This window comes from Capnocytophaga sp. oral taxon 380 str. F0488 (genome assembly GCF_000318255.2).
GTDB classification, from domain to species: domain Bacteria; phylum Bacteroidota; class Bacteroidia; order Flavobacteriales; family Flavobacteriaceae; genus Capnocytophaga; species Capnocytophaga ochracea.
In genome coordinates, this window is record NZ_KB291191.1 from 55,621 (window position 1) to 70,817 (window position 15,197).

Below are 15,197 nucleotides of genomic sequence, written 5' to 3' on the forward strand. Positions count from 1 at the left end.
ATAAATTTAAATGGTTAATTATTATGATGTTTCTTAAACTCTTTTGCTAATTCTACTAAATTCAAAGAAGAATATTTTAGACTCACTTTTATAGGATATGATGAATATACTAAATTTATAAAATCACTCCATATCAAATTATATGTGTAATTTATAAATTTATCTGCAATATTCCTGAGTTCTTTATCTAACTCAACTTTAGTCTTATCTATTAGAGTAAATTTATCTGTAAATCCTCCTCCAAAAGGATTAGGGTATGTATCTACTTTAAAAATATTATCTTTTTGTTTCATTAGCTCAATAACATCATTAACATAAGGTCCATAATGATTATATATCCAATTAATATCAGTATATTGGTTCCCAGTTTCAATAGTATATCTCCAATCTATCATATAAATTAACTTAACCAATCTTGGTTTTGATAATTCCTGAAGATTAGGGTAATTTAAGAGAATATATCTAATTAATTTTTCTAAATTACTCATATTTCCATATCTTTTTCAATTTGATGATTTTTTTTTGTTACTTTAAGTCCATTATTTCTTTGTATAAACATAACTAGGGTCTCCTTAACACCAACTAATTTTTCTTTTATAAGATCCTTTTTTAATCCATTAGGAAGTTTACTTTCAAAAACAAAAATTGCTTGTGGTATTTCGTTATTATTATTCATACGATATACGAAATAATTTCTTGATTTCATTGTCATACTCTCAACAACTTCTTTAGGAATTGGACTTATATCATTTATTTTTTTATAGTACTGTTTAAAATTAGTTTCTGGGCAAGGCAAATTATTGATAAAAAATTCTTCTTCTTGCCATCCCTTTCCTATAAATCCTTCCTCAATAGGATATTCATTTCTCCCTTTTTCCATTAAGATAGGATTAATAGATGTTCTTCCTATTAGTTGAAATTTATTTTCATTTACTTTATAGACACTTATTCTATCATTATAAGTAAAATTTAGACTTTTAACTAGTAATCTCAAATATGAATTAAATAATTCATTAGAGCTATTCACTTCCTCAACAAGTTTAGTTTCTAAATCATTAATACTATTAATCTTCTTTTCTAACTCAGACATTTCTTTCTTATAAAAAAGAGAGGTTATAAAAAATATAAAAAACAGCATAACCACTCCCCAATATATAAACTCCCCTATAGGAAAATTACATTCTCCAATATTCCATTTATGTATATTTGATATTCCTATAATAGAAAAAACAGCTCCTAAACCACCTGAAATAGTACTAGATTGATAGTATGCCCAGTCTATTAAGTTTTTTAATTTATTTCTCATTTCATCAATCATTCAGCTTCAACACCGCCATAAACGCACTTTGTGGTATCTCCACATTCCCCACTTGGCGCATACGTTTCTTACCGGCTTTTTGTTTCTCTAAGAGCTTACGCTTACGCGAGATATCCCCCCCGTAACATTTAGCAGTAACGTCTTTGCGGAGGGCTTTAATAGTCTCGCGCGAGATGATTTTAGCCCCAATAGCCGCCTGTATTGGAATATCAAACTGCTGGCGCGGGATCAGCTCACGTAGTTTCTCGCACATCTTCTTGCCTATATTATAAGCATTATCGGCGTGGATAAGGGCAGAGAGTGCATCTACCGATTGTGAGTTAATAAGTATATCCACCTTCACGAGGTTAGAAGCGCGCATCCCAATAGGCGAATAGTCAAACGAAGCATATCCCTTACTCACCGTTTTGAGTCGGTCGTAGAAGTCAAACACGATTTCGGCAAGAGGCATATCAAAGTTCAGCTCTACACGCTCAGGGGTGAGGTAGTGCTGGTTGGTTATCTGTCCGCGTTTCTCAATACAGAGCGACATCACCTGACCTATAAAATCGGACTTGGTGATGATGCTCGCCTTGATATATGGTTCTTCCACGCGGTCTAATTTAGAAGGGTCGGGGAGGTCAGAAGGGTTATTTACAATAATCGCTTTTTCGGGTTCTTTTTTGGTATAGGCGTGGTAACTTACGTTGGGCACGGTGGTAATCACGGTCATACCAAACTCGCGTTCCAAGCGTTCTTGCACGATTTCTAAGTGCAACATTCCTAAGAATCCACAGCGGAAGCCAAAGCCCAAAGCAGCAGAACTTTCGGGGGTAAACACCAGCGAGGCATCGTTTAGCTGTAGTTTTTCCATTGAGGTGCGTAGCTCTTCGTAATCTTCGGTATCTACCGGATAAATCCCCGCAAATACCATTGGTTTCACGTTCTCAAAACCATCAATAGCTTCTTTGCAGCCGTCTACTGCCGAGGTAATCGTGTCACCCACTTTCACCTCACGCGCATCTTTGATACCGGTGATAAGGTACCCCACATCGCCGGTGCCAATCACTTGCTTGGGCACTTGGCTGAGTTTAAGCGTGCCCACCTCGTCCGCATCATAAATTTTGCCGTTGGACATAAACTTGATTTTCTGCCCTTTGCGTATTTCACCGTTCATCACCCGGAAGTAAGTCTCTACTCCGCGAAAAGAGTTGTATACCGAGTCGAATATCAACGCTTGTAGCGGTGCCTTAGGGTCGCCGGTAGGGGCAGGAATACGCTCTATAATAGCCTCCAAAATTGCCTCTACGCCCAAACCTGTTTTTCCGCTGGCAGGGATAATCTCATCGGGCGAACAACCCAGTAGGTCTACTATATCGTCTTTCACCTCTTCGGGATTAGCACTCGGCAGGTCTATTTTGTTGAGTACGGGAATGATTTCAAGGTCGTTTTCGAGAGCCAAGTAGAGGTTAGAAATTGTCTGTGCTTGTATGCTTTGGGCAGCATCTACGATCAGGAGAGCCCCTTCGCAAGCAGCAATAGAACGCGATACCTCATAAGAGAAATCCACGTGACCGGGGGTATCGATAAGATTGAGGATATACGTTTCGCCTTTGTACACATATTCCATTTGTATCGCGTGGCTCTTGATAGTAATACCACGCTCGCGCTCCAAGTCCATATTGTCGAGCAATTGGTCTTGTTTTTCGCGTTCGGTTACGGTTTGGGTAAAGTCGAGCAAACGGTCGGCTAAGGTACTCTTCCCGTGGTCGATATGTGCAATAATGCAGAAATTACGTATGTTCTTCATTTGTTTCTTAGTGTTTAGTTTTTAGTGATGAGTTGTGAGTTGTCTGTACCGAGAGACAACGAACTAATAATTAAAGGTGCAAAGATAGAAAATAATTGTCAATTCACAAATTGAAAGTTCTATCGTGCTTCAAAGAGGTTCTCATTTGTAGTTTATCGGATTATTTGTAATATATTTTTGATTGTAAATTTACTTTTTCAAAAGAAAAAGTTGCTAAATCAAAATTATTGTTTATATTTGCGACCAAATTAGAAAAAGAAAACAATATCTATTTTTTTTAAAGTATTAAGATTATCAATTTAAAAAACTTATCCAAATGAGAGATTTAACTAAAATGACAAACATTGAGGACTTGCGTGTGGTGTGTAAACGCAACGTCCCTAAGATGTTCTATGAGTATGTAGACACCGGCTCTTGGACTGAATCAACTTACAGAGAAAATGTTTCCGATTTTAACCCTATCAAATTCCGTCAACGCATATTAGTGGATATGGATAACCGTACCCTCGAAAGTACTCTTTTAGGGCAAAAGGTAAAGTTTCCCGCTATGACGGCTCCTGTTGGCTTTATGGGAATGATGTGGGCTGATGGTGAAATCCATATGGCAAAAGCCGCTCAAAAATTTGGAATCCCCTTTACGCTTTCTACGATGTCTATCTGCTCTATCGAAGATTTGGTAGAAGCAGGAGTAGAGCCCTTTTGGTTTCAGTTGTATGTAATGCGCGACCGCGATTTTATGAAAGACCTTATTCGTCGCGCTAAAGATGCTAAATGCTCTGCTTTAATGATAACCGTAGATTTGCAGGTGCTCGGCAATCGTCATCGCGATATCAAGAATGGACTTTCCACCCCGCCTAAGTTCACCATCCCTAATATGATTAACCTTTCTACTAAAATTCCTTGGGGGTTGCGCTATGTGTTTGGCAATCGCCGTTGGACATTTCGCAATATTGCAGGTCACGCGAAAAACGTATCCGACCTCTCTTCACTTTCCTCTTGGACAAAAGAGCAGTTCGACCCAAGTCTTAGTTGGAAAGATATCGCCGAAATTAAAGAATTGTGGGGGGGACCTATCATCTTAAAGGGTATTATGACTCCTGAAGATGCTATCGAAGCTGTAAAATATGGTGCCGATGCGATTATTGTGTCTAACCACGGAGGTCGCCAAATGGACGATACTATTTCCACTATCAAAGCACTTCCCGATATTGTAAGCGCCGTAGGTAGCCAAACCGAAGTATGGATAGACTCTGGTTTCTATACAGGGCAAAATATGCTCAAAGCGTGGGCGTTAGGAGCCAAAGGTATTATGCTTGGTCGCGCTCCCGTATATGGGCTCGGTGCTTATGGCGAAGAAGGCGTAACACGCGCTTTGCAAATATTATATGACGAAATGGATACTACTATGGCTTTTGCAGGTCATCGTAACCTCCAAGATGTAGATAGTAGTATTTTAGTAGAGGGTACTTACCCTTTGCCAAGCAATAATTTCTAGTTTAAATTAAACTTTCATTGTAAAAGAAAGAGCTTAATACATCATTCGTATTAAGCTCTTTCACTTTTTATTACAAACTATTAAAATTTAAACCACTTATCCTTCATTATAAATGCTCCTTACAATCCCGTCGGCAAGACCAATGCGGGGTACGTGTACAATTTCTGCTCCTGACCATTTCATCGCATTGATGAACACTGTAAGTGCATACAGAATTACGTCGGCACGGTCGGGATTAAAGCCTAAGAGCCTGATGCGTTCATCGTAAGTAAATCCCGATACATAGTTAAGGTAATCGGTGAGGTACTGATAGCTCAGTGGTTCTCCTTCTCTGCTGTTGGAGTTCTTGTGTATCTTGTTGATGTTTCCTCCTGAACCAATGGCTTCTATATGCTCACAGTCTTTCGTATGCTTTTTTATCCAGTGTTCTACTTCTTCCCACGTTTTATTGCTTACTTTGTTGTCCAATAAACGCACTGTACCTATGGGAAACGAACGCGACTTCTTTACCTTCCCCTTCGAGAAGACCGTAAACTCAGTACTACCCCCGCCTACGTCTATGTATAGGTAATCTTTATCTTTTTGTATTAAACTTGAAATATCGGTAGAAGCAATAATGCTCGCCTCTTCGGCGCCATCTATAATATCTATGCGCACTCCTGTGCGTTTGTATACCTCATCGGCTACTTGTTGCCCATTGGTAGATTCTCGCATTGCCGAGGTCGCACAAGCGCGATACTTTTCCACTTGGTTTACTTTCATCAGCAAACTGAACGCTTGCATCGTGTCTGCCAATCTATCGGTGTTTTCTTCTGAGATGAGTCCGTCTAAAAACACATCAGCTCCCAAACGGATAGGTACACGCACCAAGCTGGCTTTGGTAAATTTCGGAGCTTCGTTAGGCTCTTCCAATACGTTCGAAATGAGCAATCTCACCCCGTTCGACCCTATGTCTATCGCTCCCAATTTTTTGATATTCATATCGTAATTATTTGTCTTTGTCCATTTCTAAAGAGCGCACTTTTAGCGGGTTTTTGGTTAGTTCAGCGTACTCTTCACGGTTTCTAAACACATCTAAAGCAGTGAAAATAGCGTGACGGAACGACTCAGGGTCGGCAATACCCTTGCCTGCTATTTCGTAAGCCGTACCGTGGTCGGGCGAAGTGCGTACTTTGCTAAGTCCTGCTGTATAGTTCACACCACTGCCAAAGGCAATGGTTTTGAACGCGATAAGCCCTTGGTCGTGGTAAGGTGCTAATACCGCATCGTAATTCCGGTAGGTTTGTGAACCGAAGAAACTATCGGCAGCAAAAGGTCCAAATACCAATATATTCTCATCGAAATATAGCTTTTTCAAGGCTGGGCGTAACACTTCGTCGTCTTCGTTACCTATCACCCCTTTATCTCCGCAATGTGGATTAATGCCTAATACGGCTATTTTAGGGCGTTGTAAGCGGAAGTCCTTAATGAGTGATTCGTTCATCAGGCGCGCTTTCTCCATAATGAGGGCTTCTGTAATAAGAGAAGAAACCTCTTTCAAAGGCACGTGGTCAGTAAGTAAACCCACTTTCAGGTCTTCACTCACCATAAACATCAGGCTAGTACCGTTGAGCTCTTGTGCCAAATAATCGGTATGACCAGGGAAGTGAAACGCGTCTGACTGTATGTTGTTCTTATTGATAGGAGCGGTTACCAGCACATCAATACTGTTGTTTTTTAATGCTTCCACCGCAGCTTGTAATGATAAAAAGGCATATTTGCCACCTTCTTCGGTTTCTTGCCCGAAGGTGACCGTAGGGGTTTCTTTCCAGCAGTTTAGCACATTTAGCTTGCCGTCAATAGCAGCTTCCACACTCTCAATTCCTTGAAAATTGGCAGTGGTATTGAAATGTTTCTTCTGAAAAGAAACTAACTTGTTCGAAGCAAAAATAATAGGCGTACACAATTCCAATATTTGGTGGTCTTCAAAGGTTTTTAGGATAATTTCAAGTCCTACACCGTTCATATCACCAATGGAAATTCCTACTTTTATGGGTTTTTCTTTCATAAAATGAAATGCATTTTAAGGTACTTATTCTTCTCTCTGAGTGTAGAATACGCTTATTCTGGGCAAGCGTTTTTCTACTTCTTCGTATTGCTGAGTAGTGAAATTACGGTTGTTGATGTACAAAACACCCTTCCACTGTATTTTCTCTATCGATTTTATAAACTGTTTGAAATCAAGGGGATTGTCGTTGATATTCACGTAAGTTAATCGTGGATTTTCAGCCAATGCTTGTGGTAATTTAGTGAGGTTGTTCGCATTGAAGTATACGTTTTCTAACTTTGGCAAACGTCCTACTGAGGTAGGCACTTCGCTAAGCGCAGCATTGCGCAACGATAGTTCTTCAAGTAGTGGCAACTTGTCGAAGTTATCAGGAAGTACTTTTATTTTGTTCTTCGTGTCAAACTGACTGATGATAAGTGATTTCAACTTAGGTAAAGCAAACACTTGCTCAGGGAAATCTGTAAATTCAGCTCCTTCAAACTTCAAATTTTCTAACTGTTTTAAGTTCATAAGTGACGCAGGCACTTCGGTAATCGGGTTATAGATATCTATAGTTTGCAAAGCCGAAAGACTGCCGATGTTCTCAGGTAATTTGCTTAGGTTGTTGAGGCGTAATACCAATACTTTTAGTGTTTTATTTTCAACACTTAGCTCAGGAAAAGAGGCTATCCCTACTTCCTTTATTTCCAATACTTCCAATTGCTGTGCTTCACTGAAAAGTTTTTTTAACAAAAACTCGTTTATTTGTACTTCATTACTTGAATTGCTATAAATTCTAACTTCTTTTAGCTTAGCAAAATTAGTCTTCATAAGCTCCTCAGCGCTCCTGAAACTTTGTTCATCTCCGCTGGTAGTGGTAATTCTTATTTGCATAGATTGTGCCACTGCAACAAACGGAAATGCGAGGGCAAACACGCATAAAAGTTGTTTTATTTTTTTCATTGTTCTATTTTTTATCTGTAAATAATTATTACTTTTGTCCTTTCAGAGTGCAAAGATATAAAAAATATGGAAGTAACACAAACTTATTCTTTTCATAGTAATGGTAAATTGCTCATTACGGGCGAATATGCAGTGCTCGACGGGGCGCTCGCTTTTGCTTTACCCACTCAGAAAGGACAGACATTGAAGGTAATAGAAGGAGCAAACGAAAGCCGATGGCAAGCCTTTGATGCCAACGGTGATTTGTGGTTCGACAGTGCGACACTCACTACTGAAACCGACCAACAAATAGCACAAACATTGCAAAAAATTCTCACTACGGCTACTCACCTCAACCCCAATTTCAAAGATAAATGGTCACACTCTCAAGTGCAAACTCATTTAGAGTTCCCTCGTTTGTGGGGCTTAGGCACTTCCTCTACACTCATCAACAATATAGCGCAGTGGGCAGCCGTAAATCCATACGAACTGCTTTTTAAGAGTTTTGGTGGCAGTGGTTACGATATCGCTTGTGCCAAAAGCAATACCCCATTGTTGTATAAGTTGGAAGGAGGCAAACCACATAGTTACCCTTTGCGCTTTCTTTTTCCTCATACGCATCAAATCTACTTCGTTTATCTCAATCAGAAACAAAATAGCAAGGACGGAATTGCGCGTTATCGGTCAGTAACTAAAAGTAAACGCAAACTTGCTGAGAGCATTACTCGCCTTACTGAACAGTTTGTTTTAGCGCACACCGTAACCGATGTTTGCCAGATATTAAACGAACACGAAACCCTCATTAGCAACTACTTGAGTATGCCCACCGTTAAAGAACGCCTTTTTTCCGATTTTAACGGCACAGTGAAGAGTTTGGGCGCTTGGGGTGGTGATTTTGTATTAGCCATTTCCGAAACCGAAGATACCCCCGCTTATTTTGCCTCCAAAGGTTTTGATACTTGCGTCCCTTACAACGAAATGATATAACATAAACCTCTGAATTGCTACTGTTGCATTTTTTCTGTTAAAATTGAGGTTTTAGCCTTAATTTATTCAATATTTTAAAATCGTCTTATCTCCCTCTGATATTCAGTATAGTAAGCTCATTCCTTCGTCTTTCCTTCGTCTTTTGTTCGTCTTTCCTTCGCTTTAGCTTCGAGTTTCCTATAAGATACCTATAAGATACGATAATGTTTAGTTGTACTGTTTTTCAGTACTTTATAAATTTGGAGCTAAAAAATATTTTACTATCTTATTTTGAAGAAAAATAGCTGTTTTAGCTATTTTTAACAGAAAAAACGCAAAAGCACTTTCCCTATTTATTGTCGATAGCACTGTAGTAAAGTGCTTCATACATTGGCACTATTCTATCCTCGTCAAAACGTTCGGCTACTTTGCGGGCATTCTGTTTAAATTGTGCCAATCGGGTTTTGTCTTCAAGTATGTAAATAGCCTTCTCTGCCATTGCTTTTACATCGCCTATGGGGCACAGATAGCCCGATACGCCCTCTTCATTCACTTCTGGAAGTCCTCCGGTATTGCTCGATACTACCGGAACGCCTGCTGCCATTGCTTCTAATGCCGAAAGTCCAAAGCTCTCAGAGGCAGAAGGGAGTAAGAATAAATCGGTGAAACACAAAATGCGGTCTATATCAGAGGTATTACCTAAAAACAGCACTTTGCTCTTGATGCCTAAATCCTTGCAGAGCTGGTCGGCTATCTCGCGCTCAGGTCCGTCACCTACCATTATGAGCTTAGCAGGAAGTTTCTGCTGAATGCCATAAAAAATTCTCACCACATCGTCTATGCGTTTTACCTTCCTAAAATTACTAATGTGTGTAACGATGAGTTCCTCAGGCTTTGCCATTACAGTGCGTTTGCAAGGAGAAGTTTCTTTGGATTTTTTTATATTTGTGAAGTTAGGAATTACTTTAATATCTTTATCTATACGGAAAAGTCTTAGAGTATCTTGCTTCAAACTCTCGGACACTGAAGTTACAATATCCGATTCGTTAATGCTAAACGTGACTGCCTCTTTGTAAGTAGGGTGGTTGCCCACAAGGGTAATATCGGTGCCGTGAAGGGTCGTTACCATAGGTACTTCTATCCCTTCCCGTTTGAGCATTTGTTTAGCCATATAACCTGCATAAGCGTGAGGAATGGCATAATGCACGTGCAAAATATCTATGTGATAGGTTTTTATCACATAAGCCATTTTGCTGGACAATGCTAGTTCGTAAGGCTGGTAGTGAAACAAGGGGTATTCCTCTACGTGCACTTCGTGAAAGTGAATGTTCATCTCCAAGAAGTCTAAACGCACGGGGTAACTATACGTGATAAAGTGCACCTGATGACCTTTGCGAGCTAAGGCAATCCCGAGTTCGGTAGCTACAACACCACTCCCCCCAAAGGTAGGGTAACACACTATGGCTATATTCATATTTGATATATATTAGAGAGGCAAAGGTACTAATTTTTCTGTGGGTATTGAAAATATTAACAAAAAATTATATCTTTGTACTCACTAAATAGCGTTCTATATGAAAACTTTAGATTCTTTTATAAATATTAAAAACGGCGATTTTCTCCTTATAAAAGGAGAGACCATCACTGCCGATACTACTTTTGCAATTCTTAGAGAACGTTTTCCTAATAACAAAGTATGGGACGTAGGAACAGGCTATTATTGGTTGTATTTCAGCGATTGTTCTTTTGAGGGGGAAGTTATTTAATGTGTCGCTTTGTTTTGAAGGAGAACAGCTAAAATTCTTAGGTTTTGCAATGAAGAATGAAAAACAAACCTCGTGGGACGATTGGAGTGAAGCATACGAATTGCAGACTGAAAAATATTATGAGCAATGGCTTACAGCACATATAGGCAAGGAACGCACTTTCTCTTGGGGAACTATTAAATCTATTTACGACCACAAAGGAGGGGGTACAGCTATTTGGGTGAATTATAACAAATAAAAGAGGCTTTCTATAAAGCTATAGAAAACCTCTTGTTATCGAGTAAGCCTCTCAGTGAGAGGAATTCGTACCTCAGCTTAAAAGCTATAATGCTCTTTAATTCGAAATGACGAATAGGTAACGCGGGTTATAAATCTTCGTTCAAACTATCAATAATAGTTAGTTTAGCAAAGCGTAATAATATATTTTTTAAGCCTCCTGTCTCGAAATTTATTTGCGCCTTTTTATCATTTCCTGTTCCCTCCAATGAAATTACTTTACCACGTCCAAAACGTTCGTGATAAACTACTGTTCCTATATCCAGTCCGTTATAAGTATTTTTATTATTACTATTAGAATTATACAAAGCATTTACAGGTTTTAACTTCCTGAGTTTTTGTTGTTCTTCTCCTATTGGGGCATTTTTATGAGGAGGTATTCCACTTATAGGTTTCTGCAAACGTAGTTTACTTTTATCTACTTCACCAAAAATATCTCTATCAACAAGTGGTTTATAACGATAATTAGGATTAGAAATAGAAGGTGTAAGATATTGCAAATAGCGTTCATCTATTTCTTCGATAAATCTACTTGGCTCGGCATCAGAAAGTTTTCCCCAACGATAACGGTTTTCTGCATAAGTTAAATAGGCTTGTTTCTCAGCACGGGTGAGTGCTACATAAAATAACCTTCTTTCTTCTTCCAAATCATTACGCGATTGTATGCTCATTGCCGAAGGAAACAAATCTTCTTCCATTCCTACCACGTATACATACGGAAACTCCAATCCTTTGGCTAAGTGAATAGTCATCAAAGCTACACGGTCATCATCACCTATCTCTTTATCCATATCAGTAGCCAAAGCGACATCTTCTAAATATTCTGAAAGACTTGCCCTGCTATCTGCTACATCTTCTTGTCCTTCTACAAAATCTTTCATACCATTAAGCATCTCTTCGATGTTTTCCATTTTGGCTATACCCTCGGGGGTACCATCTTTTTTAAACTCTTGCAAAAGCCCTGTTTTCTTTGCGACTTGTTCGGCAACTTCAAAAGCATTTGCTTTTTGATTGAGAGCTTGAAAGTTAAGAATCATTACCACAAAATCAGTAAGTTTTTGCTTTGTAGTAGTGTTGATGTGCAATTCTGGAAGTTTATTGATGTTATACATTATCTCGAAGATAGACTTCTTATAATGATTTGCTGCCAAAGTAAGCTTTTCCATTGTAGTTTCTCCAATGCCTCGTGCAGGAAAATTGATAATGCGCACCAAAGCTTCCTCATCATTTGGATTGATAATAAGTCTCAAATAAGCAAGCATATCTTTGATTTCCTTACGTTGGTAGAATGACAATCCGCCATAGATGCGGTATGGAATATCACGTTTTCTAAGGGCATCTTCAATAGCACGCGATTGTGAATTAGTGCGATAAAGTACCGCAAAATTACCATTAGGAAGCTGGTATTGCATCTTGTTTTCGAAGATAGAGCTCGCTACAAAACGACCTTCATCAGCATCAGTAGGACTTCTATGCACTTTAATAGGTTCACCTAATTCATTTTCAGTGAAAACTACCTTTTCCAATCGTATTTTATTGTGTTCTATCACGCTATTAGCTGCTTCCACAATGTTTTTTGTAGAACGATAATTTTGCTCTAACTTATATTCTTTTGCCTCTGGATAATCATTTTTGAAATTGAGAATATTATTGATGTTTGCTCCCCTAAAAGCGTAAATACTTTGCGCATCATCTCCTACTACACAAATGTTATGAAAACGGTCTGCCAAAGCCTTCACGATAAGATATTGAGAGTGATTGGTATCTTGATACTCATCTACGAGAATATACCTAAACCTATTTTGATATTTTGCTAATACATCAGGATATAGATTGAGGAGTTCATTTGTTTTCAGCAACAAATCGTCAAAATCCATTGCTCCTGCTTTAAAACACCTGTCTACATATTCTTGATAAATTTCTCCTAAACGTGGTTGTCTTGCCATTGCATCAGCTTCCATTAGTTCAGGATTATTAAAATAGGCTCTCACCGTAATAAGACTGTTTTTAAAGGAAGAAATACGCGATTGTATTCGTTTATACTTATAGATATCCTTGTCTAACTCCATCTCTTTAATGATGCCATTAATAAGACGTTGGGAATCTTGAGTGTCATATATAGTAAAATTTTGAGGATATCCCAATTTATCGGCTTCGATGCGCAAGATTTTAGCAAAAACAGAGTGGAATGTACCCATCCATAGGTTCTTTGCTTCGTTGTTGCCTACAAGACTGGCAATACGCTTTTTCATTTCGTTGGCAGCCTTATTAGTAAAGGTAAGAGCAAGGATATTGAAAGCATCTACACCTTCTCTCATCAAGTTGGCTATGCGATAAGTAAGCACGCGAGTTTTACCAGAGCCTGCTCCTGCTATCACGATGATAGGTCCATCTTTTTGAAGCACGGCAGCACGTTGAGGAGCATTTAGACTTTCTAATTCCTTTAAAAATGTATCCATAATAATCTTCGCAAAAGTTATATTATCCTTGTTTGAGTTCTATGACAGTAATTTCAGGCCATACGCCTAACCTTCCAGGGAATGCGTGATACCCAAACCCACGATTTACGTTTAAATATTGCGCTCCTTCTTTATACATACCTCCCCAATATTTATAAATATATTGTGAGGGACTCCATCGCCATTGGGGTATTTCAATCCCACACTGCATTCCGTGTGTATGACCGCTAAGGGTGAGCGCTATGTTCTTTCTCTCGGGCAAAACAATTTCTTGAAAATGAGTAGGGTCGTGGCTCATCAGTATTTTAAAATCTTCTTCGTTTACTCCCTCCATAGCTTTATTGAGGTCGCCGTATTTAGAGAACCTGCCGCGCCCCCAGTTTTCAACGCCTATAAGGGCAATCTTTTCGCCATTGCGTTCTAAATAGCGATGTTCATTGAGGAGCAAGTCCCAACCCATTTCCTTTTGTAAATCAAACAGGTGTTCTAAGTTTTTGCGCTTGGCTTCAACGCTTTCCCAAGAAGAGTAATCGCCATAATCGTGGTTACCCATAATAGAAAAGACACCATCAGGAGCGTGCAACGTAGCAAACAAGCTTTTCCAATCGTGAACCTCCTCTGCCAAGTTATTTACCAAATCGCCTGTGAAAAGAATGACATCACTCTTTTGAGCATTGATAAGTTCTACTCCGTAACGTATCTTTTCATAATTGTCAAAACTTCCACAGTGAATATCCGAGATTTGAGTAATTCGATAGCCGTCGAACGCCTTAGGAAGGTCGGGAAAATAAAGGGTGTACTTCCATACCTTGTAATTGTACTTTCCTTTAAAAATAGCGTAGAGGATAGAGGCAAAAGGAATGGCTGCCAAGCCCCAACCTAGCAAACTGATAAACTTGCGTCGTGAGGGCAAACGAGGAGCGTTTTGCTTTTTCCTGCTGAAAAAAGCGCGTATAAGACGAGTAATATCTTCTATAAGCAAAGGCAAACTGACAAACAAGCAGATGATGAGCCACGTGAGAAGTCCTGCCACAGCATATTGCTGAGGAGCACTCCACACCGTTTTACCTCTGTTGAACCAATGATAAAGAAGGTTGAGAACAATCGCTATTGCTATTCCCCAAAAAGTCCAATGTATCCATCGTGCTGCGGCAAGAGTCTTTAAACTTCTGCTAGCATAAAAACTCAATAAGAAATACAGCGTAAAGATACTGATAAGTATAATATAAATCATAGAATATTTGCCTATTCGTTAATTTGCTAATTTGCTAATAATCTCACGAATAACTTTAACGTTAGAAATAGGTCTTTTTCTTTCATCTAAAAAACTTTCTGTTTTGAACGAGAAAGGTAAGGTAGTACCTAAATCTTCGAAAACAGTACCTGAGAAATGTACTTCGGTAAAACCGGCAGCTTTTATCTGCACGATACTTTGCGCATTGATACCACCACCGGGCATAATAGTAGGTTGTCCTCCGCCAATGCGATTGAGTTCTTTTAGAAGAGCGAGCCCCTCAATAGCCGATTTCTTACCTCCTGAGGTGAGAATGCGTTTCACTCCCAAACGTTTCAAGGTTTGAATAGCTACAATGGGGTCGGGGGCACAGTCGAAAGCGCGATGATAGATAAATTCCATATCACCAGAGGCTTCAATGAGGCGTGCGGTGCGTTCTTCATCAATGGTATTATCGCGGTGCAACACACCCGTTACTACGCCCATACAACCTAACTCACGGCAAAGAACAATATCGCGCAACATTACATCGAATTCTTCTTCGGTATAAGTGAAATCGCCACTGCGTGGACGTATCAGCACACAATTGCCGATGCTCAGTTCGTCCATTACTTTTTTAATCAATCCGTAGCTGGGAGTGATGCCTCCTACTCCCAATTCACTGCATAATTCAATGCGAGTAGCACCTGCTTCTTGTGCATTTTTAGCCGACTCGAATGAGCTGGCACATATTTCATAAATCATAATGTCTTTGTTAATTTGGAGTGCAAAGGTAGAGAATAATTAGCAAATGAGCAAAATTTTAATTAATGGTTAGTGGTTAATGGTTAATGGAGAAATTGGGAGAGGATTATATAAAGCTTATAAGAAGCTTATAGGGTAAACGAATGATGAGTGGGTCTACAGTGGGTCTACAGTGGGTCTAC

12 protein-coding genes and 1 pseudogene are annotated in these 15,197 nt (G+C 39.1%); 3 read left to right on the forward strand and 10 right to left on the reverse strand.

Annotated features, from left to right (window positions below; genetic code table 11):
* Nucleotides 1–14: 14 nt before the first annotated feature.
* The 3 genes from HMPREF9078_RS04430 to lepA are packed head-to-tail and all read right to left on the reverse strand — an operon-like array spanning nt 15 to nt 3,107.
* Entirely contained in the window at nt 15–488 is a 474-nt protein-coding gene (locus HMPREF9078_RS04430) for a Panacea domain-containing protein (RefSeq protein ID WP_009419544.1), read from the reverse strand.
* A complete protein-coding gene (locus HMPREF9078_RS04435) occupies nt 485–1,306 on the reverse strand; it encodes a hypothetical protein (RefSeq protein WP_157453562.1) in 822 nt (273 codons plus the stop codon). Before HMPREF9078_RS04435 ends, HMPREF9078_RS04430 begins: the two co-directional genes overlap by 4 nt.
* A gap of 4 nt (nt 1,307–1,310) precedes the next feature.
* The gene (gene lepA, locus HMPREF9078_RS04440; RefSeq protein WP_009419546.1) at nt 1,311–3,107 is read right to left on the reverse strand and encodes a translation elongation factor 4; all 1,797 of its coding nucleotides are present in this window, start codon (nt 3,105–3,107) and stop codon (nt 1,311–1,313) included.
* A gap of 316 nt (nt 3,108–3,423) precedes the next feature.
* Between lepA and HMPREF9078_RS04445 the strand changes: the two genes are divergently transcribed.
* Nucleotides 3,424–4,602, forward strand: coding sequence for an alpha-hydroxy acid oxidase (locus HMPREF9078_RS04445; protein ID WP_009419547.1), 1,179 nt, complete (start codon nt 3,424–3,426; stop codon nt 4,600–4,602).
* Between the two features lie 96 nt (nt 4,603–4,698).
* Here HMPREF9078_RS04445 and HMPREF9078_RS04450 read toward each other — a convergent pair whose 3' ends face one another.
* The 3 genes from HMPREF9078_RS04450 to HMPREF9078_RS04460 are packed head-to-tail and all read right to left on the reverse strand — an operon-like array spanning nt 4,699 to nt 7,591.
* The gene (locus tag HMPREF9078_RS04450; protein ID WP_009419548.1) at nt 4,699–5,583 is read right to left on the reverse strand and encodes a Ppx/GppA phosphatase family protein; all 885 of its coding nucleotides are present in this window, start codon (nt 5,581–5,583) and stop codon (nt 4,699–4,701) included.
* Between the two features lie 7 nt (nt 5,584–5,590).
* Complete coding sequence (gene pdxA, locus HMPREF9078_RS04455) at nt 5,591–6,649, reverse strand: 4-hydroxythreonine-4-phosphate dehydrogenase PdxA (RefSeq protein WP_009417349.1); 1,059 nt, start codon at nt 6,647–6,649, stop codon at nt 5,591–5,593.
* 24 nt (nt 6,650–6,673) lie between these two features.
* Nucleotides 6,674–7,591 carry a leucine-rich repeat domain-containing protein gene (locus tag HMPREF9078_RS04460; protein WP_009419549.1) on the reverse strand — a complete coding sequence of 306 codons (918 nt, stop codon included), beginning with the start codon at nt 7,589–7,591 and terminating at the stop codon, nt 6,674–6,676.
* Between the two features lie 66 nt (nt 7,592–7,657).
* On the opposite strand from HMPREF9078_RS04460, the gene HMPREF9078_RS04465 reads away from it, so the two are divergent.
* Nucleotides 7,658–8,557, forward strand: coding sequence for a GYDIA family GHMP kinase (locus tag HMPREF9078_RS04465; protein WP_009419550.1), 900 nt, complete (start codon nt 7,658–7,660; stop codon nt 8,555–8,557).
* Nucleotides 8,558–8,885: 328 nt separating this feature from the next.
* Here the strand turns inward: HMPREF9078_RS04465 and bshA are convergent, their stop codons facing one another.
* Nucleotides 8,886–10,010, reverse strand: coding sequence for an N-acetyl-alpha-D-glucosaminyl L-malate synthase BshA (gene bshA / locus HMPREF9078_RS04470; protein WP_009419551.1), 1,125 nt, complete (start codon nt 10,008–10,010; stop codon nt 8,886–8,888).
* A gap of 100 nt (nt 10,011–10,110) precedes the next feature.
* On the opposite strand from bshA, the pseudogene HMPREF9078_RS04475 reads away from it, so the two are divergent.
* Nucleotides 10,111–10,540, forward strand: a pseudogene (locus HMPREF9078_RS04475) (hypothetical protein).
* 127 nt (nt 10,541–10,667) lie between these two features.
* Here HMPREF9078_RS04475 and HMPREF9078_RS04480 read toward each other — a convergent pair.
* The 3 genes from HMPREF9078_RS04480 to HMPREF9078_RS04490 are packed head-to-tail and all read right to left on the reverse strand — an operon-like array spanning nt 10,668 to nt 15,015.
* Nucleotides 10,668–13,037 carry an ATP-dependent helicase gene (locus HMPREF9078_RS04480; protein ID WP_009419554.1) on the reverse strand — a complete coding sequence of 790 codons (2,370 nt, stop codon included), beginning with the start codon at nt 13,035–13,037 and terminating at the stop codon, nt 10,668–10,670.
* A 22-nt stretch (nt 13,038–13,059) separates the two neighbouring features.
* Nucleotides 13,060–14,271: a metallophosphoesterase gene (locus HMPREF9078_RS04485; protein ID WP_009419555.1), complete on the reverse strand. Its 1,212-nt coding sequence runs from the start codon at nt 14,269–14,271 to the stop codon at nt 13,060–13,062.
* Nucleotides 14,272–14,289: 18 nt separating this feature from the next.
* Nucleotides 14,290–15,015: a copper homeostasis protein CutC gene (locus HMPREF9078_RS04490; protein WP_009419556.1), complete on the reverse strand. Its 726-nt coding sequence runs from the start codon at nt 15,013–15,015 to the stop codon at nt 14,290–14,292.
* Nucleotides 15,016–15,197 lie beyond the last annotated feature (182 nt).